Source organism: Kitasatospora sp. NPDC058170 (assembly GCF_042883905.1).
Lineage (GTDB): Bacteria > Actinomycetota > Actinomycetes > Streptomycetales > Streptomycetaceae > Kitasatospora.
Genome location: NZ_JBHVUV010000040.1, coordinates 52,573 through 71,124, shown reverse-complemented (window position 1 = coordinate 71,124; position 18,552 = coordinate 52,573). Strand labels below are relative to the sequence as shown.

The 18,552-nt window shown below is 73.9% G+C and carries 20 protein-coding genes; 13 read left to right on the top strand and 7 right to left on the bottom strand.

Annotated elements, in window-relative coordinates; genetic code table 11:
* Both ACFVVX_RS33785 and ACFVVX_RS33780 read left to right on the top strand, forming a co-directional pair.
* The coding region (locus tag ACFVVX_RS33785) for an amidohydrolase family protein (protein WP_387951348.1) at nt 1-477 on the top strand (477 nt) is incomplete at its 5' end.
* Nucleotides 478-508: 31 nt separating this feature from the next.
* On the top strand, nt 509-1,552 hold the full coding sequence (locus ACFVVX_RS33780; protein ID WP_387951346.1) for an agmatine/peptidylarginine deiminase: 1,044 nt from the start codon (nt 509-511) through the stop codon (nt 1,550-1,552).
* A 178-nt stretch (nt 1,553-1,730) separates the two neighbouring features.
* Here ACFVVX_RS33780 and ACFVVX_RS33775 read toward each other — a convergent pair whose 3' ends face one another.
* Nucleotides 1,731-1,955 carry a hypothetical protein gene (locus ACFVVX_RS33775; protein ID WP_387951344.1) on the bottom strand — a complete coding sequence of 75 codons (225 nt, stop codon included), beginning with the start codon at nt 1,953-1,955 and terminating at the stop codon, nt 1,731-1,733.
* A 181-nt stretch (nt 1,956-2,136) separates the two neighbouring features.
* Between ACFVVX_RS33775 and ACFVVX_RS33770 the strand changes: the two genes are divergently transcribed.
* Complete coding sequence (locus ACFVVX_RS33770) at nt 2,137-2,742, top strand: TetR family transcriptional regulator C-terminal domain-containing protein (RefSeq protein ID WP_387951343.1); 606 nt, start codon at nt 2,137-2,139, stop codon at nt 2,740-2,742.
* A gap of 31 nt (nt 2,743-2,773) precedes the next feature.
* Here ACFVVX_RS33770 and ACFVVX_RS33765 read toward each other — a convergent pair whose 3' ends face one another.
* On the bottom strand, nt 2,774-4,378 hold the full coding sequence (locus ACFVVX_RS33765; RefSeq protein WP_387951341.1) for a hypothetical protein: 1,605 nt from the start codon (nt 4,376-4,378) through the stop codon (nt 2,774-2,776).
* 293 nt (nt 4,379-4,671) lie between these two features.
* On the opposite strand from ACFVVX_RS33765, the gene ACFVVX_RS33760 reads away from it, so the two are divergent.
* The 3 genes from ACFVVX_RS33760 to ACFVVX_RS33750 all read left to right on the top strand — a co-directional run bounded on the left by ACFVVX_RS33760 (nt 4,672) and on the right by ACFVVX_RS33750 (nt 6,702).
* A complete protein-coding gene (locus ACFVVX_RS33760) occupies nt 4,672-5,208 on the top strand; it encodes a hypothetical protein (protein ID WP_387951340.1) in 537 nt (178 codons plus the stop codon).
* A gap of 139 nt (nt 5,209-5,347) precedes the next feature.
* Nucleotides 5,348-6,013, top strand: a complete 666-nt coding sequence (locus ACFVVX_RS33755; RefSeq protein WP_387951338.1) for a DUF3105 domain-containing protein — start codon at nt 5,348-5,350, stop codon at nt 6,011-6,013.
* Nucleotides 6,010-6,702: a DUF305 domain-containing protein gene (locus tag ACFVVX_RS33750; RefSeq protein WP_387951337.1), complete on the top strand. Its 693-nt coding sequence runs from the start codon at nt 6,010-6,012 to the stop codon at nt 6,700-6,702. The genes ACFVVX_RS33755 and ACFVVX_RS33750 overlap by 4 nt, the downstream gene beginning before the upstream one ends.
* Nucleotides 6,703-6,802: 100 nt before the next feature.
* Here ACFVVX_RS33750 and ACFVVX_RS33745 read toward each other — a convergent pair whose 3' ends face one another.
* The gene (locus tag ACFVVX_RS33745) at nt 6,803-8,257 is read right to left on the bottom strand and encodes an MFS transporter (RefSeq protein ID WP_387951335.1); all 1,455 of its coding nucleotides are present in this window, start codon (nt 8,255-8,257) and stop codon (nt 6,803-6,805) included.
* Nucleotides 8,258-8,357: 100 nt separating this feature from the next.
* On the opposite strand from ACFVVX_RS33745, the gene ACFVVX_RS33740 reads away from it, so the two are divergent.
* Together ACFVVX_RS33740 and ACFVVX_RS33735 are read left to right on the top strand one after the other, a co-directional pair.
* Nucleotides 8,358-8,921, top strand: a complete 564-nt coding sequence (locus ACFVVX_RS33740; RefSeq protein WP_387951334.1) for a MarR family winged helix-turn-helix transcriptional regulator — start codon at nt 8,358-8,360, stop codon at nt 8,919-8,921.
* A 40-nt stretch (nt 8,922-8,961) separates the two neighbouring features.
* Nucleotides 8,962-9,504, top strand: coding sequence for a GNAT family N-acetyltransferase (locus ACFVVX_RS33735; RefSeq protein ID WP_387951333.1), 543 nt, complete (start codon nt 8,962-8,964; stop codon nt 9,502-9,504).
* A 312-nt stretch (nt 9,505-9,816) separates the two neighbouring features.
* Here the strand turns inward: ACFVVX_RS33735 and ACFVVX_RS33730 are convergent, their stop codons facing one another.
* Nucleotides 9,817-10,326 carry a methylated-DNA--[protein]-cysteine S-methyltransferase gene (locus ACFVVX_RS33730; protein ID WP_387951332.1) on the bottom strand — a complete coding sequence of 170 codons (510 nt, stop codon included), beginning with the start codon at nt 10,324-10,326 and terminating at the stop codon, nt 9,817-9,819.
* Nucleotides 10,323-11,843: a DNA-3-methyladenine glycosylase 2 family protein gene (locus tag ACFVVX_RS33725; protein ID WP_387951330.1), complete on the bottom strand. Its 1,521-nt coding sequence runs from the start codon at nt 11,841-11,843 to the stop codon at nt 10,323-10,325. The genes ACFVVX_RS33730 and ACFVVX_RS33725 overlap by 4 nt, the downstream gene beginning before the upstream one ends.
* 260 nt (nt 11,844-12,103) lie before the next feature.
* Here ACFVVX_RS33725 and ACFVVX_RS33720 point away from each other — a divergent pair, with 260 nt between their 5' ends.
* Nucleotides 12,104-12,559 carry an ASCH domain-containing protein gene (locus ACFVVX_RS33720; RefSeq protein WP_387951328.1) on the top strand — a complete coding sequence of 152 codons (456 nt, stop codon included), beginning with the start codon at nt 12,104-12,106 and terminating at the stop codon, nt 12,557-12,559.
* Between the two features lie 141 nt (nt 12,560-12,700).
* Here the strand turns inward: ACFVVX_RS33720 and rsgA are convergent, their stop codons facing one another.
* Both rsgA and ACFVVX_RS33710 read right to left on the bottom strand, forming a co-directional pair.
* On the bottom strand, nt 12,701-13,822 hold the full coding sequence (gene rsgA, locus ACFVVX_RS33715; protein ID WP_387951327.1) for a ribosome small subunit-dependent GTPase A: 1,122 nt from the start codon (nt 13,820-13,822) through the stop codon (nt 12,701-12,703).
* Nucleotides 13,823-14,164: 342 nt separating this feature from the next.
* Nucleotides 14,165-15,472 carry a YihY/virulence factor BrkB family protein gene (locus tag ACFVVX_RS33710; RefSeq protein ID WP_387951326.1) on the bottom strand — a complete coding sequence of 436 codons (1,308 nt, stop codon included), beginning with the start codon at nt 15,470-15,472 and terminating at the stop codon, nt 14,165-14,167.
* Between the two features lie 176 nt (nt 15,473-15,648).
* On the opposite strand from ACFVVX_RS33710, the gene ACFVVX_RS33705 reads away from it, so the two are divergent.
* The 4 genes from ACFVVX_RS33705 (at nt 15,649) to ACFVVX_RS33690 (ending at nt 18,513) form a co-directional block, all read left to right on the top strand.
* Nucleotides 15,649-15,732 carry a putative leader peptide gene (locus ACFVVX_RS33705; RefSeq protein WP_353963037.1) on the top strand — a complete coding sequence of 28 codons (84 nt, stop codon included), beginning with the start codon at nt 15,649-15,651 and terminating at the stop codon, nt 15,730-15,732.
* 198 nt (nt 15,733-15,930) lie between these two features.
* Complete coding sequence (locus ACFVVX_RS33700; protein ID WP_387951324.1) at nt 15,931-17,655, top strand: nitrite/sulfite reductase; 1,725 nt, start codon at nt 15,931-15,933, stop codon at nt 17,653-17,655.
* Nucleotides 17,652-17,831 (top strand): hypothetical protein, encoded by a 180-nt coding sequence (locus ACFVVX_RS33695; RefSeq protein ID WP_387951322.1) that lies wholly within the window; start codon nt 17,652-17,654, stop codon nt 17,829-17,831. The genes ACFVVX_RS33700 and ACFVVX_RS33695 overlap by 4 nt, the downstream gene beginning before the upstream one ends.
* The gene (locus ACFVVX_RS33690; RefSeq protein ID WP_387951321.1) at nt 17,812-18,513 is read left to right on the top strand and encodes a phosphoadenylyl-sulfate reductase; all 702 of its coding nucleotides are present in this window, start codon (nt 17,812-17,814) and stop codon (nt 18,511-18,513) included. The genes ACFVVX_RS33695 and ACFVVX_RS33690 overlap by 20 nt, the downstream gene beginning before the upstream one ends.
* Nucleotides 18,514-18,552 lie beyond the last annotated feature (39 nt).

The window sequence follows — 18,552 nt, the reverse complement described above, 5'->3', positions numbered from 1 at the left end:
GCCATCGCCCACGGCCTGGCCCACGAGGTCGGCTCGATCGAGGTCGGCAAACTCGCCGACATCGTGCTCTGGCGCCCCGACCACTTCGGCGCCAAACCCCAGCTCGTCCTCAAGGCCGGATTCCCCGCCTACGGCGTCGTCGGCGACCCCAACGCCTCCACCGACCGCTGCGAACCCCTCGTCCTCGGCCCCCAGTTCGGCGCCCACGGCGCCACCGCCGCCGACATCTCCGTCGCCTTCGTCGCCCAGGCCGCCGCCGACGGCGCCTACCTGGACCGGGCCGCCGACGGCATGCCCACCCGGCGCCGGCGCGTCGGCGTCCGGGGCACCCGCGGCATCGGCCCGCGCGACATGGTGCGCAACGCCCGGATCGGCAACGTCCAGGTCACCGAGACCGGACTGGTCTCGCTGGACGGCGACCCGCTGCGCTCCGAGCCCGCCGACAGCGTCTCGCTCAGCCGCCTGTACTTCCTCTGACCGCCCCCACCCTCCCTGCTAGGACCCGAAGATGACCCCCACGCCCGCCTCCCTCGGCTACCGGATGCCCGCCGAGTGGCACCCGCACGACCGCACCTGGATGGCCTTCCCGACCACCAACCCGACCTTCGACAGCCCGGAGCACCTGCACGCCGGCCGCGAGGCCTGGGCCAGGGTGGCGAACACCATCGTCCGGTACGAGCCGGTCACGCTGGTCGTCAACACCGGTGAGACCGAGGAGGCCCGCAAGTACGTCTCCGCCGAGGTCGAGATCGTCGAGCGCCCGCTGGACGACGCCTGGATGCGCGACATCGGCCCGTCCTTCCTGATCGACGGCAAGGGATCGCTCGCCGCCGCCGACTGGATCTTCAACGGCTGGGGCGCGCAGTCCTGGGCCCGCTGGGACGACGACCAGCACATCGCCGAGCACATCACCGAACTGACGGGCGTCCAGCGCTTCGCCTCGAAGCTGATCAACGAGGGCGGCGGCATCCACGTCGACGGCGAGGGCACCGTGCTCGTCACCGACACCGTCCAGCTCGGCGAGGGCCGCAACTCCGACTGGACCAGGGAGCAGGTGGAGGCCGAGCTGCACGCCTTCCTCGGCACCACCAAGGCCGTCTGGCTGCCGCGCGGACTCACCCGCGACTACGACGAGTTCGGCACCCGCGGCCACATCGACATCGTGGCCTCCTTCGTCCGCCCGGGCGTCGTGGTCGCCCACGTCCAGCCGGACCCGGCCCACCCGGACCACGAGGTCTGCCAGGAGCTGGTGGCGGTCCTGCGCGCCTCCACCGACGCCCAGGGCCGACCGCTGGAGGTCATCGAACTGCCCGCCCCCACCGTCCTGCTGGACGAGGAGGGCGAGCCGGTCGACTACTCCTACATCAACCACTACGTGGCCAACGGAGCCGTGGTCCTCTGCGCCTTCGACGACCCGCGCGACCAGGAGGCCGCCGCCATCCTCGGCGCCGCCTACCCCGGCCGGACCGTCGAACTGGTCGACGCCCGCGAGATCTTCGCCAACGGTGGAGGAATCCACTGCATCACCCAGCAGCAGCCGAAGGCGCTCTGACCCGGTCGGGACGCTAGTGCCGCGTCAGGCAACTTTTGCCCGTCAAGGAGCGGCGTCCGGTGCGTGCTGTCGGCGTGCCGGCCGGAAGTCCTCGTACTGGACGTACTTGGGCTTTCGGCCGGTGCGGCGAGAGTGCGTGCCGGGCGTCGCGACGGGGCGAAGGTTGCCTAACGCGGCACTAGCTCCGGTACCTCTCCAGGTCGTCGACGGTGAGGCCGTGGGTGCTGTGCACGGCGATCGAGCTGTAGGAGGAGCGGGCGGCCCGCAACCGGGCCATCCGCTCCTGCTCGGCGAGCAGGCCCTCGACGTTCCCGGTCGGACCGTCGGGCCGTCGGTGCAGGTACACCGCGAGGCCCGTCACGATCACGGCGAGGCCTGCGAACAGGGCTATCAGAGCGGCCATGGGCCACCCCCTCAGGTCGGGGTCGAACTAATTGGTACGTACCCGTAGGAGTGGTAGGTCGAACCATCCGACCTCCCGCTCCGTGGCCTTCCGGACACGGCCAGTATCGTGAGGGCCCGGCTCCCCGGGGGCACGGAGCCTCCCGGACCCGGGCTCCCAGAGGTGCAGAGGAGAACAGCAGATGGCGGACGCCCGCCCGCGCCGCCCGGCGCGCCCCCGTGAGGAGGTCTTCGCCACGGCGCGGGCCGCGATCGCCGAACACGGGCTCGCCAAGCTCACCATGGCCGGCCTCGGCAAACAGCTCCAGATGAGCGCCGGGCACCTCCTCTACTACTTCGGCAGCAAGGACCAGCTGCTGCTGGAGACCCTGCGCTGGAGCGAGGACCAGCTCGGCGCCCGCCGCCACACCGCCCTGACCGACACCGGGCGGGACGTCCGGGAGCGGCTCGGCGAGTACACCGGGCTCTACCTGCCCGAGGGCCCGGGCGACCCGCGCTGGATCCTCTGGGTCGAGGTCTGGGGACGCTCCCCCGCCAGCGCCGAGCTCCGGCAGGGACAGCTGGACATCGAGGCCCCCTGGCAGGCGGACCTGGTCGCCCTGATCGAGGAGGGCACCGCCTCCGGCCGCTTCGGCCCCGGCTCCGCCACCGAGCGCGCCTCCCAGATCCGCGCGCTGCTGGACGGCCTCGCCGTCCCCGTCGCCCTCGGCCTGCCCGGCGCTCGGCGCGGCCGGGCCCTGGACCTGGCGGAGTCCGCCTGCCGCACCCTGCTCGGCGGGACCGACTGACCCGACGCGTCGTACGGACAGCCCGGAGCGCTCAGTCCGTCCAGACCGCGGCCGCCGAGCGGTCGTCGGCGTAGCCCTTGGCGCGGACCTGGACCTGGCGGAGGAAGTCGACGGTGCCCGGCGGGTGCGGGTGGGCCCAGTGGGCGGCGAGGAAGTGCGCGACGGCCGGCTCGTCGGCGATCGGGCGGGCCAGGCCGGGCGTGCAGAGCAGCAGGATGTCGCCCGGGGTGGCCGGCACCATCCGGAAGCGGAACGGACGCGGGTCCGGCACGGGGGCCTCGGCCGCCGGCGGCTGGCCGTCCGGGTGGTGCAGCAGCCGGGCCGCGTAGGCGTCGATCCAGTGCCCGGACCGCAGCAGGTACAGCCCGCCGGGGCCGACCCCGAAGGCCACCCGGTAGGAGGCGGCCGGGTCGAGCGAGAGCAGCAGGCAGTGCAGCGAGCCGGGGGACGGCGCCTCGGCCTCCGGGTACGCGGCGAGGGCGCGCAGCGGGGCGGCGGCGCTGGTGGCCAACCGCTGGAGGCCGTAGCGCAGGCGGTCCCGGGCGCCGTCGCGCAGGTCGGCGGCAAGCCCGCTCCGGCTACGGCCGACGGCGGCGGCGAGCTGGCGGCAGGCCTCGACGGTGGCGGTGGAGACGGCCTCCGCGGGGGTGTCGTCGGCGCCGGAGCGGTCGAAGCCGCCGAGCGCCGCGAGCAGCAGGCCGTCCGGCCCCTCGCCGAACCTGGTCACCAGCAGGGTGTCCCGGCGCGGTTCGCCCCGGTAGCGGGCGGAGTCCCCGCGGACGGAGACGGCGCGGAGGGTGGTGGAGGCGTACTGGGCGCCCTCCAGGGCGGTGTCGGGCACGACGGCGGCGAGCGTGCCCGGGTCCGCCTCGGGCACGGCCGTCGGCTCGGGCCCGTACGTGGGCGGGCGCTCGCCGACGTGCGGGACGGCGGGCCCGGCGTCGGCGAGCGGTGAGCGGGGGGTGTGGCGCAGGGCGGGGCCGGGTTCGGGGTCTGCTTCGGTGTCCTCGACCGCTTCGGGCTCAGGTGCGGTCTCGGGCTCCACGTCCTCGACCGCTTCGGGCTCGGGCTCGGGGGCCTCGACGGCTTCGGGCTCAGGTGCGGGCTCGGGCTCCGGCTCCTCGGCAGGTTCAGGCGCGGTCTCGGTCTCAGGTACAGGCTTGAGGAGGTCCGGCGCGGGGTCACGCCCCGGTTCGGGTGCGGGTGCGGGTTCGGGTGCGGCCTCCGGCGCCGCGGCCCGACCGCCCGCGTCCGCCGCCCACGAGGGCGCCTCGAACTTGTGGGTCTCCGCCACCGTCCGCTGGTCGCCGAAGACCCCGATCGCCGTGTCGAACCAGTCGTCGATGCTGTCCCGCTCCAGTACCGCGTCCCCGACCGCCGGAGCCGCAGCCGGTACCGGGGTCGGAGCCGGTACCGGGGCCGGAGCCGCCTCCTCCGCCGCCGCTCCGGCCTCCTCCTCAGCGGTGCGCTGCCGCCCGATCAGCCCCGCCGCCGTCTCGAACCAGTCATCGACGCTGCCCTCGCCGTCGACGGCGTCGGGGGTGTCCGGGAGGGTGCCCGCCGGTCCTTCGTAGACCGTCTCCCACCAGCCGTCCTCCGGCCGGTGCTGCTGCGCGGGTACACCCTGCTTGCTCACGTGGCGGCTCCTGGTCGGTCCGTGATCGCGCCGCCCCCGGCGGGGCCGGACTCGACGTCATTGTCCCCAAGTGCAACGACGCTGTCCGGCATTCGGCGACAACCGGTCACCGATCGGATGATCCCGATGACCTGGTTCGCACCGGATTACCAGGGGGTTCCGTTTCCGTTCCGTCCGTGCTTGCCGGATGTGCCCCGAGCAGGGTGTTTCCGGAGTGTTCCGCCCCCGAAGCGGCTGGAAATCGGGGCCGAGGAGGGGCATCGCTTCACCCGTTCGGCTGATTAAATGTGCGCATGACCGCGTGGGCGCCCAGATCACCCTGGCCGGGGAGGACCGCACTGGCGGGCCGCCCGGTGGGCGCGCTGTGGGTCCTCCTGCTGGTCGGGCTGCTGACCGCACTCCCGTGCGCGGGCCAGGCCCAGGCCGTGACCCGTGACGGGCACGCGGCCCCGGTCCCCGCCACCACCGTCGTCGGCCCGGCGGTCGCCTCGGTCGGACAGCTCGGGCCGACCGCCCCGGCGGCCGGCCCGCAGCACGCCAGGTCCGCCGGCCCCGCTCAGCACTCCGGCGCCGCACTGCGCGCCGAGGAGCACCGGCGCTGGACCTGGTGCTCGGCCGACGGCCAGCCGCCGCACCGCGACAACGGCTGTTCCGGCCACCCGTTCTGCACCCAGGACGCCCAGCTCCCCAATCCGCCGCCGCAGCCCCAGCCCGCCGCGGCGCCGCGTCCGGACGCGGCCGAGCCCCTGCCCCGGTTCGTCCCCGCCGGGCTGCTCGTCGGGCCGCACCCGGCCCCCGATCTCCACGAACTGCAAGTACACCGGTCGTAAGCGGAACCCACCGCGCACCCTCGCCGAACCGCCGCCCCCCGAACGGACGACGGACGGACGGCGGGGCCGCGGATCCGCCCCCTCCCCCTCTCTTCAGACCGCCGCGCCTCCCAGCGCGCGGCGGGGACAAGGACACCACATGGGTTCCGCCTCCAAGCAGGGCAACAAGCCGAGCGGCAAGCAGGCCGGTCTCGACCGCCGGGCCCGCATCGCCGAGCTCCGCGCCGTCGAGCAGCGCCGCGACCGGCGCAACAAGATCATCGCCTCGTCGGTCGCCGGTGTGCTGGTGATCGGCGCGATAGCCACCGGCACCTGGATCGTGGTCGACGCCAACAAGGACAAGAAGGCCAAGGAGGCCGCCGCCGCCGCGCCGATCGACGGGGTGCAGACCTTCGGCGACCTGAGCCGCAACCACGTCAAGGAGAAGGTCACGTACCCGCAGACCCCTCCGGTCGGCGGTGACCACAACGCGATCTGGCTGGACTGCATGGGCCACGTCTACGACCAGCCGGTCGAGAACGAGCGGGCCGTGCACTCGCTGGAGCACGGCGCGGTCTGGGTGACGTACAACGGCAAGGCCACCCCGGACGACGTCAAGGCGCTCTCCGACAAGGTGAAGGCCACCCCGTACTCGCTGATGAGCCCGTACCCGGACGAGAAGGGCACCATCACGCTCAGCGCGTGGAGCACCCAGCTGGTCGTGGACAGCGCGAACGACCCCCGGGTGAGCGAGTTCTTCACCAAGTACGTGCAGGGCAAGCAGACCCAGGAGCCGGGCGCGTCCTGCACCATGGGGGCGATGTGACCGTCGACGCGACGGCGCCCGAGGAGGACGGCGAGGCCCCCCGGGCCGGCCGCAGGCGGCTCTGGTGGCCGGCGGCCCTGGCGGCCGCGCTCGCCCTCGCGCTCGGGGTGCCCGCCCTGGTCGCGAGCAGCACCTCGGCCTCCGGCTCGTCGGCCGCGGCCCCGGCCGACGACTCCCCCGAGGCCGGGTTCGCCCGGGACATGGCGACCCACCACCAGCAGGCCGTCGACCTGTCGTTCGTCATCCGCGACCGGACGGGCGACGAGTCCGTGCGCACCCTGGCCTTCGACATCATCAACACCCAGGCGAACCAGCGCGGGATGATGATGGGCTGGCTCGACCAGTGGGGGCTGCCGCAGCACTCGCCGGCCAAGCCGATGGTGTGGATGAGGATGAACCACACCTACGAGGCGCACGACGGTTCGCTGATGCCCGGCATGGCCACCAACGCCCAGCTGGCGAAGCTGCGCACGCTCAGCGGGCGGGACGCCGAGGTGTCCTACCTGCAGCTGATGCTGGAGCACCACAAGGGCGGGGTGGAGATGGCCCAGGGCTATGTCGACCTGGCGAGGAACGAGTCCGAGAAGCGGCTCGCCCAGTCGATGGTGGTCGGCCAGACCTCCGAGATCCAGCTGATCACCGACATGCTCCAGGAGCGCGGCGCCGCCCCCGGCGTGCCGGCCCCCTGAGCGGTACCCGAGGCACCCGACCGGGGTGCGGCGGACGGTCTCCCGTCCCGCCGCACCCCGGTCCGCCGTCCGCGCCGGTCCGCCGCCTGCGTCCCCCGTCTCAGGGCCGAACGGCGCCGCGGGCCGGGCGGGTCATCGCCACCGCCAGGGCCGCGACGGCGACGAGCACCAGCAGGACGGTGCGTCCGCCCGCCCCCGCACCCGCCAGGTGGACCCCGAGCACCGGCAGCGCGGTGCCCAGCGCGGTGCCGAGGCTGCGGGCCATGTTGACCATCCCGCCGCCCACCGCCGAGCACTCCGCCGGGATCGCCCGCATCACCAGCGCGTTGTTGGCGGGCAGCAGCAGGCCCAGCCCGTACCCGGCGATCAGCAGCGGGGCGGCGACCACCGCTCCCGCGGCCGGGAGCAGCGCGAACAGCAGCAGTCCGGACCCGGCGAGGGCGGCGCCCACCCGGCAGCGCACGACGTCCGACCAGCCGCGGGGCAGCAGCGCGCCGCCGACTGTCGCGGCCACCGCGAAGGCGGCCGGGAGCAGCGTGATCACCAGACCCGCCAGGGCCACCGACACCCCCGACCCGGTCAGCATCACCGGGCCCAGCACCAGCGGGCAGAACAGCAGCAGGTACCCGATCAGCGCGACCGCCAGTCCCGACCGCACGCCCGGGGTGTTGACCAGTCCGGGGGCGAGGATCGGCCGGGCGGCCCGCCGTTCCTGGCGGACCAGTGCCAGCGCGAGCAGCACCGAGGCGGCGAGCAGCGCGGCCACCGCCCAGCCGGGCAGCGGCAGGCCGGAGGCCGCGGAAAGCGCGAGCAGCAGGGCGGTGGACGCGCCGGTGAGCAGGAGCAGGCCGAGCAGGTCGAAGCGGCCCCCGTCCGACCGGGGTGCGGAGTCCGGCCGGGGCGCACTGTCGGGCCGGGGTGCGGCGTCCGGCCGGCTGCGGGGCAGCAGGTACCAGCCGGCCAGGATGCCGACCAGGCCGATCGGGACGTTCATCCAGAACACCCACCGCCAGGAGGCGTGCTGCACCAGCAGCCCGCCGAGGCTCGGGCCCAGCGCGAGGCCGAGCCCCTGGGCGGCGGCCTGGACGCCGAGCGCCCGGCGCATCGCGTGCCCGGGGACGCCGCGCGCGACCAGGGCGACGCTGTTGGCCTGCATCATCGCGCCGCCGACCGCCTGGACGGCCCGGCAGGCCACCAGCACACCGAGGCTGCCGGCGAACCCGGCGCCGAGCGAGGCCAGGGCGAAGACCGCGAAGCCGCCGAGGTACATCGTCTTGCGGCCGACCAGGTCGGAGAGCCGGCCGACCGGGGCGAGCAGGGCCACCAGCACCAGCAGGTAGGCCAGCGCGACCCATTCGACGGCGGCGAAACCGGCCCCGAAGTGCCGCCCGAGCTCGGGCAGGACGAGGGCGGTGACGCTGGCCGTCAGCTGTCCGAGGAACGCCCCGAGGCAGACGGTGCCGACGGCGAGCCAGTGGGCGTACCGCCAGGCGGCGACGCCGCGCGGCCGGGGGCGCTCGGTGAGCAGCCGGGTGGCGAGGGCGGTGGCGTTCATGGGGAGAAACATATCGGATACAGACATGTTCCCTCAACGAGCTGATCGGTATGCGAAGGGAACGCCGGGGCGGTCACCACCAGGAGATACGCTGTCCGCCATGTCGCCGTCACCGCCCGTTCCCGACCCTGCCGCAAGCCCCGCCGATCCCCAGGCCGAGCTCGGGGCGCCGGCGATCGAGCGCGCCCGGCAGCTGACGGACGTGGTCACCCGGCTGCGGCGGGCGCTGCGCAGCAGCATCCGGACCGACTACCCGTGGGAGTCCCTGCCGATGGCGCAGGTCGAACTCCTCCAGACACTCGCCGCCGCCCCGCTGCGGGTCGGCGAACTGGCCGCCCGCCAGCGGCTCGCCCCGAACACCGTCAGCGGGCTGGTCGGCAAGCTGCTCGAAGCCGGGTTCGTCGACCGCCAGGCCGACCCCGGCGACCGCCGCACCGCCCGGATCGCCCTCACCCCGGCCGGCCAGCAGCAGCTGGACGACTGGCAGCGCGCCCACGAGCGCCGGATCGCGACCGCCCTCGGCACCCTCGCCCCCGCCGACCGCGAGGCCGTCATGCAGGCGCTGCCCGCCCTGGACCAGCTGGCCCAGGCGCTGGCCGTACCCGCCGAGCCCACTGCGGCCGCCGCGCCCGCAGTTCCCTCCGCGTCCTCCACGCTCGAATAATCCGATGCCGCTCCGCCCGGTCGCGGCTAACGTCCGCAGGATGGACGAAGCACCGGTACGGATCGAGCCCTGGACGGACACCGACCTCGCGCTGCTGCGCCGGGTCAACACCCCGGAGATGAAGAAGCACGTCGGCGGCCCGGAGACCGAGGAGCAGGTGCTGCACCGCCACCGGCGCTACCTGGGCTTCGTCCCGGCGGGGGTGGGGTGCATGTTCCGCATCGTGCTGTCGGCGACGGGCGAGTCGGTCGGCACCGTCGGCTACGCCGCGCGCAGCTGGCAGGGCGAGCCGGTCTACGAGATGGGCTGGAACGTCCTCCCGCCCCACCAGGGCCGCGGCATCGCCGTCGCCGCCACCCGGGCCGCGGTGGCCGCCGCCCGCACCGCCACCCTCGCCGGCGCCGGGCACCGCTACCTGCACGCCTTCCCCTCGGTGGACAACCCCGCCTCCAACGCGGTCTGCCGCAGGGCCGGCTTCACGCTGGTGGGCGAGACCGACTTCGAGTTCCCGGCCGGGCGCCTCATGCGCAGCAACAACTGGCGGGTCGACCTCCCGGCCGCCGGGGAGCGCCACCTCCCGTAGGCCCTGTCCGGCCGATCCTGCCGGGTGCCACCGCCCCGAATGCCCGTACACAGGCGGTCCCCCGGAGATCCGTTCCGGGGGACCGCCTCGCTCACGGCCGAGCCACCGCGCGGGGCACCCGGAGAAGGGGGTACCGGAAGGCGGGCACTAGTGCCGCGTCAGGCAACTTTTGCCCGTCAAGGAGCGGCGTCCGGTGCGTGCTATCGGCGTGCCGGCCGGAAGCCCTCGTACTGGACGTACTTGGGCTTTCGGCCGGTGCGGCGAGAGTGCGTGCCGGGCGTCGCGACGGGGCGAAGGTTGCCTGACGCGGCACTAGAACAGCGTCCCGCTCTCCAGCTGGAGCAGTCGGCGCTTGTTCTCCACCCCGGCGGCGAAGCCGGTGAGGCTGCCGTTCGCGCCGATCACCCGGTGGCACGGGCGGACGATCAGCAGCGGGTTGGCGCCCACCGCGCCGCCGACCGCGCGGACGGCGTTCGGGGAGGCACCGGCGGCCTCGGCGAGCTGGCTGTAGGTGATCGTCTCACCATATGGAATGTCGTCCAGGGCGGCCCAGATCCGGTGGCGGAACTCGGTGCCCGCCGGGGCGAGCGGGAGGTCGAAGACGGTCCGATTCCCGGCGAAGTAGGCGGTCAGCTGGTCCACCGCCTCGGCGAGGGCGTCCGGATCGTGGACCCAGTCGTCGGCGGGCTCGGCCCGGGCGCCCTTCTGGCCGGGGGCGGTGACGGTGGCGAGCGCGGCCGGCCCGCCGTCGTCCGGCAGGACGCCGCTCAGCATCAGCGGCCCGAACGGGCTGTCCATGATGGTGAAGACGGTGGTGCTCATGCGCGGTCGTTCTCCGTTTCGGTGCTGTGGTCGGTGGCGGCGCCCGCCCAGAGGCGGTGGACGGCGTAGGAGCGCCAGGGTGCCCAGGCAGCGGCGGCGCGGGCGGCGGACTTCGGGTCGCCGGGCTCGCCGAGCCTGGCGAGCCCGTGGCGGATGCCGACGTCGCTCGGCAGGAAGACGTCGGGGTCGGCGAGGGCCCGCATCCGCAGGTAGCCGACGGTCCAGGGGCCGATGCCGGGCAGGGCGAGCAGCTGCGCCGCCGCCTCCTCCCGGTCCACGCCGCCGTCCAGCCGGACGATGCCTTCGGCGAGGGCCGCGCAGAGGCCGGTGAGTGCCCGGCGGCGCGCCGCGGGCATCGCGAAGTCCTCGGGGTCGGCCACCGCCAGGGCGCCGGCGCTCGGGAACAGCAGCCGCAGCCCGCCGCTGGGCTCGGGCAGCGCGCTGCCGTACTTCTCGGCGAGCCGGCCGGCCAGGGTGCGCGCGGCGACGACGGTGACCTGTTGGCCGAGCACCGCGCGGACGGCCAGCTCGTGCGGGTCGACGTGGCCGGGCGAGCGCAGGCCGGGGCGGGCGCGGACGAGGGCGCCGAGCAGCGGGTCGGCGCCCAGCTGCTCGTCCACCGTGTCCGGGTCGGCGTCCAGGTCGAACAGGATCCGCAGCCGCTGGACGGCGGTGGGCAGGTCGCGCAGGTCGGCGAGGAGGAGCCGGCAGTCCAGCCAGCCGCGGGTCCGCCGGTCCCCGGGTGCGAGGCCGTCGACCTCGGCGATGCCGTGGCCGTACGGGAGGGCGAGGGTCCGCCGGTAGGTCCGCACGCCGGGCCGGGCGCCGGGCACGACCTCCTCCACACCGGGGACGGCCCGCAGGGCCAGGAAGTCGATCAGGTGGTCGCTGTCGAGCGCGCCCCGGTAGGCGAGGCGCAGCGTCAGCCCGCCGGCCGGTGTCGCGGTGCGCCGGCCGGCGGTGACCTCGGCCCGCAGGGCGCTGGGGGTGCGGTCGTAGACCTCGCGGACGGTGTCGTTGAACTGGCGCACGGAGGCGAACCCGGCCGCGAAGGCGATCTCGGTGACCGGCAGCTCGGTGGTCTGGAGCAGCAGCCGGGCGGTCTGGGCGCGGCGGGCCCGGGCCAGCGCGATCGGCCCGGCGCCGAGTTCGGCGGTGAGCTGGCGCTGGAGCTGGCGGGCGCTGTAGCCGAGGTGCTGGGCGAGGCCGGCGACGCCCTCGCGGTCGACGACGCCGTCGCCGATCAGCCGCATCGCCCGGCCGACGAGGTCCGCGCGGTGGTTCCACTCCGGGGAGCCGGGGACGGAGTCGGGGCGGCAGCGGCGGCAGGCCCGGAAGCCGGCGCCCTGGGCGGCGGCGGCGCTGGGGTAGAAGGTGCAGTTGGCGCGCTTGGGGGTCACGGCGGGACAGCTCGGTCGGCAGTAGATACCGGTCGAGGTGACGGCCGTGAAGAAGACCCCGTCGAAGCGGGAGTCGCGGCTGTCCACGGCTCGGTACCGGATGTCGTCGTCGATCACGTCATCCAGTGTGCGGCACCCGCGGTACGGCGACTGGCGGATATCGGACGTCGGCATCGAGGACCGGGCGGCCGGTCGGCCCCGGGCCGAGGCAGGCCGCACGCGCGCCGGACGCGGGCCCTGCACAGACCGAACTCGGGGGCGGTGCAGGCCGGATGCGGCCGGGCGCGGGCGCGGGGGGCCGGTGGAAAACCAGGGGCCCGCGGGGATCTCCGGCGGCTACGCTGACCGCTCCCCGCCCCGAGCCGACAGGAGCCCCGATGAGCGCGAACCCGTACGCCGGACCCGACGACCCCGGGGTCGCCGCACTCCCGGTGGAGGAGTTCGCCTTCCCCGGGCCGCTGCGCGACCGGCTGGTGGCGGCGATCCTGAGCGGCGCGAAGACCAGTACCACCGGGCTGCTCGCCGAGTACCGGCACGAGGGCGTTCCCCTCCCCCGGGTGGGCACCCGGGCGGCGGTGGTCGACTCGGCCGGGCGCCCGGTGGCCGTCACCGAGGTGACGGCCGTCCGGGTCGTCCCGCTGGCGGACGTGGACCTCGCGCACGCCGTCGACGAGGGCGAGGGCTACACCGCGGTGGCCGACTGGCGGGCCGGACACGAGCAGTTCTGGCACAGCCCCGAGCTGCGCGCCGCCCTGGGCGACCCGGGCTTCACCGTGGACGACAGCACGCCCGTCATCCTGGAGCGCTTCCGCCTGATCGCCGACCTGCGCTGACCGACCCGCGCTGACCTGTCCGCGCTGTCCGACCTGCGCTGACCAGTCCGCACCGACCAACCCCCGACCGGCCGGAGGCCCGCACCGGGTGGCCGGCCCGGTGCGGAGCACATCCGCACCGGGCCGGCCGCCCGGCAGGTCTCACCGCTTCACCGGGCGTCCCGAGGCACGCACCGACTTGGTGATGGACTTCCACTTCTTCAGCCGGGCCGAGGCCAGCCGGGCGTCCGAGCGGGAGGCGATCCACTCGCTCTCGCGCTGGAGCTTGAGATAGCTGTCCATCCGGCGCTGCGGCAGGGTGCCGTCCGCCAGCGCGGCCTGGACCGCGCAGCCGGGCTCGGTGTGGTGACCGCAGTCCTGGAAGCGGCAGGCCTCGGCGAACTCCTCGATGTCGGCGAAGGCCATCGCGACGCCCTCGCCGCCGTAGAGGCCGACCTCACGCAGACCGGGCGTGTCGATCAGCACCCCGCCGCCGGGCAGCGCGATCAGCTCGCGGGTGGTCGTGGTGTGGCGGCCCTTCTCGTCCACCGAGCGGGTCGCCTGGACGGCCATCCGCTCGGCGCCGGCCAGCGCGTTGGTCAGGGTGGACTTGCCGACGCCGGACTGGCCGACCAGCGCGGTGCTGCCCGGGGTGCAGGCGCGCAGCACGTCGATGCCCTCGCCGGTCTCGGCGCTGACCACCAGCACGGTGACACCGGGGGCGATGCCCTCGACGTCGGCCCGGATGAAGTCGGCGTCGTCGACCAGGTCGGCCTTGGTCAGCACGACCAGCGGCTCGGCACCGGACTCCCAGGCCAGGGCGAGGAAGCGCTCGATCCGGCCGAGGTCCGGGTCGGCGGCCAGCGAGGCGGCGATCAGGACGGTGTCGACGTTGGCGGCCAGCACCTGCCCGTCGGAGCGCTTGCCCGCGACCTTGCGGATGATCGCGGTCGAGCGCGGGAGCAGCGCGGCGACCGAGGGCATCGGCTCGGCCGCGAGGTCGACGGCCGCCCAGTCACCGGTGCACGGGCAGTTGATCATGTCGGCGTCGCCGACCGCCCGGGTGTCGGCCCGGACGGTGCGCAGCTCGCCGCTCTCCGCGTCGGCCAGGACGACATCGCACTGGCCGCGGTCGACGCGGACGATCCGGCCCGGGACGAGGCCGGCCTCGGCGAGCGGGGAGAAGAGGTCCTCGAACTCGGCCGTCCAGCCGTGGCCGGCCAGCGGGGAGTCGAAGGTGGTGGAGAAGTCGGAGAAAGACGGAACGGAGGCAGCGTTGAACAACGCAGTGGGCCCTTCGGGAGGAAAGTGATCCCGCCGGGCTGCGGCTGCGCGAGACGAACCTTGAGCGTCTCGGGTGGGTCAGCCGGCGGCCGGGTGGGAGAGGTGGTGTACGCGAGCGCTGCCCAGGGCAGCCGTGACGGCAGTGACAGCCACGAGGCTCACCTCCTGCTTCTCTCCTGGGCCGCAAAGCGGCCCCCGAACCGAACTGTTCACACCGTAGCGGGCGCCTCCGGGGCTGCCAACAGGTTTTTCACCTGCGGCTCCGCCGCCCCACCCGGCCGCCCCGACCCGGTCGGACGCACCCCGCCCGCCCCCGCCTCGGCCCCGCGTCCGGACGGACCGTTACTGCTGGTCCCACGGCGGCCGCGGCGGGTGGCCCGGCACCGGGTAGTCGGGCACGTGGTAGTCGGGCGGCGGCACGGTCGGGCGGTCGCTGTCCGGCGGGGGCGGGGCGGGCCGGTGGTGCGGACCGCCCCGGGTGGTGAGGCGGCCGCGGACGTTGTCGGCGGCCAGCACGTCGGCCCAGCGCTCGGGGTACTCCGAGGGGACGTCGACGTCCTCGCCCTCCTCCTCGTGGTACTCCTCCTCCGCGCCCTCGGCCAGGCCGAGCTCGCGCGCCCGCCGGGCCCGCTCGACGGCGCGCCGGGCGGCGACCTCGCGGACCACCGCCGCGGCCGCCTCCTCCTGGGCCCGCTCGTTCTCGGCGCGGGCGTCGGCGGTCTCCAGGGTGGGCCAGCGGCGGTCTATGGCGGCGTTCATCGCGGCGCCGATCAGTACCGCGATCGCGACCACGAAGATCCACAGCAGCACGGCGACCGGCGCGGCCAGCGACCCGTACACCGAGTGGCCCTCGACCGAGCTGACCAGGTAGAGCCGCAGGGCCACACTGCAGAAGACCAGGACCACCAGGGCGACCAGCGCGCCGGGGATGTCCTCGCGCCACGGCGTGGAGACGGGCACGGCGAGGTGGTAGAGCGTGGTCAGCGAGACGATCAGCAGCAGGATGGCGAACGGCCAGTAGACGGCGTTCACCAGCGTCGCCACCCCGGGCAGCGCGTTCAGCACCAGCCCCGGCCCGGCCAGCAGCAGCGGCAGCACCAGCGAGCCGATCACCAGCGCGCCGAGGTAGAGGCCGAGCGACATCAGCCGGGTCTTGACGATGCCGCGCTTGCCGTCGAGTCCGTACATCACGGTGATGGTGTCGATGAAGATGTAGAGCGCGCGCGAGCCGGACCACAGCGACAGCAGGAAGCCGATCGAGATCAGGTCGGGCCGGGTGTGGTCGAAGACGTCGTTGAGCAGCGGCACCACCACGTCCTGGATGGACGACTGCGAGAGCACCGTCCCGGCTGCCGAGACGATGTCCGACTTGAGCTGGTCGATCGTCCCGGCCCCGAGGAACTCGTCCAGGTACCCGAGCGTGGCGGCGAGGCAGAGCAGCAGCGGCGGGATCGAGAGCAGGGTGAAGAACGCCGCCTCGGCGGCGAGGCCGGTGACCCGGTACTCGACACAGGTGTTGGTGGTGTCCTTGACCAGCGCCCAGGCCGTACTGCGCCAGGTGACCTGCTTGACCGCGCGCCGGGAACCCCGGCCCCGACGTCGGGAGGACCGCTCGGGGCTGGGACTCGTCGTTTCGCCTGCTGGTTGCACAGGGCTAACGGTATCGGGCCGGGACCGGTCCACTGATCTCCCGTGTCGCGGCCTGCCGCAGGGGGTCCGATCCGACGAGCGGCGGGAACGCTCCGGCATCTCGCCATGCGAAACCTTTACGTCCAGAATACGGACGTTAGTGGACCGCGAGTCGTGCGCCGTGCGAATCTCTTGCCATGCCTAGCGCCGGAACCACCCTAGTTGGTCGACTCCACGTCGATCTGCTTCGCGTGTCCAGCGCCATGTGTCCGGTGATCTGAGCCCCACCCCGCTGCCACCCACCGCACCCGGCGCCACCACCCCGGCCATCCCCGCTGACGCGGATGCGCAGGCGCCCGCCCGGCCCCGGTCTGCTCTCCCGGCCCTGACAAACCAGCAGGTCACAGCAGCACCGTACCCGTCGAGCACGCCCAGCGACCAACCCGGCGCCAGAGCCACCTGCCCCGAAGGACTTCACCATGGCCACCTCCCCCGAGACCGCCGAGCCCACGGCCGACCGCGCAGCCGCGCAGCGCCCCGCGCCGGCCCGCAAGGCGACCCGGCACCGCGGCGAGGGCCAGTGGGGCATGGGCCACTTCACCCCTCTGAACGCCAACGAGCAGTTCAAGAAGGACGACGACGGTCTCAACGTGCGGACACGCATTGAGACGATCTACGCGCACCGCGGCTTCGACTCGATCGACCCGGCCGACCTGCGCGGCCGGATGCGCTGGTGGGGTCTGTACACCCAGCGCAAGGAGGGCATCGACGGCGGCAAGACCGCGATCCTGGACCCGCACGAGCTGGACGCCGAGTACTTCATGCTCCGCGTCCGCATCGACGGCGGCCGGCTGACGGTCGCCCAGCTCAAGGCGATCGCCGAGGTCTCCGAGCTGTACGGCCGCAACACCGCCGACCTGACCGACCGGCAGAACGTCCAGTACCACTGGATCCGGATCGAGGACGTCCCGGCGATCTGGCAGAAGCTGGAGGCCGTCGGCCTGTCCACCACCGAGGCCTGCGGCGACACCCCGCGCGTCATCCTCGGCTCGCCGGTGGCCGGCATCGCCGAGGACGAGATCATCGACGGCACCTCCGCCATCGAGGAGATCCAGCGCCGCTTCATCGGCAACAAGGACTTCTCCAACCTGCCGCGCAAGTTCAAGTCCGCCGTCTCCGGCTCCCCGCTGCTGGACGTCGCCCACGAGATCAACGACATCGCCTTCGTCGGCGTCGTCCACCCCGAGCACGGCCCGGGCTTCGACCTCTGGGTCGGCGGCGGCCTCTCCACCAACCCCAAGCTCGGCGTGCGCCTGAACGCCTGGGTCCCGCTGGACGAGGTCGCGGACGTCTACGGCGGCGTCATCGGCATCTTCCGCGACTACGGCTACCGCCGGCTGCGCAACCGCGCCCGGCTGAAGTTCCTGGTCGCCGACTGGGGCGTGGAGAAGTTCCGCCAGGTGCTGGAGGACGAGTACCTCAAGTACCAGCTGATCGACGGCCCGGCCCCCGCGGAGCCCAGCGGCCGCTGGCGCGACCACGTCGGCGTGCACCGGCAGAAGGACGGCGCGTACTACGTCGGCTTCGCGCCGCGCGTCGGCCGCGTCGACGGCAGACTGCTCGGGCAGATCGCCGACCTCGCCGCCGCCCACGGCAGCGACCGGCTGCGCACCACCGCCGAGCAGAAGATGATCGTCCTCGACATCGCCGAGGACCGGGTCGAGTCGCTGGTGGCCGGCCTGGAGGCACTGGACCTGCGGGTCACCCCGTCCCCGTTCCGGCGCGGCACCATGGCCTGCACCGGCATCGAGTACTGCAAGCTCGCCATCGTCGAGACCAAGGAGCGCGGCCGCACGCTCATCGACGAGCTGGAGAAGCGCCTCCCCGACTTCGAGGAGCCGCTGACCATCAACATCAACGGCTGCCCGAACGCCTGCGCCCGCATCCAGGTCGCCGACATCGGCCTCAAGGGCCAGCTGGTCACGGACGACAACGGCGAGCAGGTCGAGGGCTACCAGGTGCACCTGGGCGGCGCCCTGGGCCTGGAGGCCGGCTTCGGCCGCAAGGTCCGCGGACTCAAGGTCACCAAGGACGGCCTGCCGGACTACGTCGAGCGAGTCCTGACCCGCTACCAGGCCGGCCGTACCGAGGGCGAGCGCTTCGCCCAGTGGGCGGCCCGGGCCAGCGAGGAGCAGCTGTCATGAGTGAGCGTGCAGCACCGTTCTTCTGCCCGTACTGCGGGGACGAGGACCTGCGCCCGTCCGAGGCCGGACACGGCGCCTGGGAATGCCACGGGTGCCGCAGGGCCTTCCAGTTGAAGTTCCTCGGACTGCTGTCGCCGACCAACGGGGGTAAGGCGCATGACCAGCACGACGGCTGACCACCAGGCGATCGCCGAGCGGGCCGCCCGCGAGCTGGAGGAGGCCACCGCCCAGGAGATCCTGGCCTGGGCGGCCGACACCTTCGGCAAGCGGTTCTGCGTCACCTCCTCCATGGAGGACGCGGTCGTGGCCCACCTGGCCTCCGCCGCCCTCCCCGGGGTGGACGTGGTGTTCCTCGACACCGGGTACCACTTCCCCGAGACCATCGGCACCCGGGACGCGGTGGCGGCGGTGATGCCGGTCAACGTCATCACCCTCAAGCCGCTGCAGACCGTGGCCGAGCAGGACGCCCAGTACGGGCCCCACCTGCACGACCGGGACCCGGACCTGTGCTGCTCGCTGCGGAAGGTCGAGCCGCTCAACCGCGGCCTCGGCGGCTACGACGCCTGGGCGACCGGGCTGCGCCGCGACGAGTCCCCCACCCGGGCCGGCACCCCGGTGGTCGCCTGGGACGCCAAGCGCCGCAAGGTCAAGATCGCCCCGATCGCCCGCTGGACCCAGGAGGACGTGGACGCCTACGTCAACGCCAACGGGGTCCTGCTCAACCCGCTGCTGTGGGAGGGCTACACCTCGGTCGGCTGCTCGCCGCTGTCGTGCACCCGCAAGCCCGCCGAGGGCGAGGACGCCCGGGCCGGCCGCTGGTCCGGCTCCGGCAAGACCGAGTGCGGCATACACCTCTGATCCACCGTCAACACCCGTCTGGAGACTTCACCGTGAGCA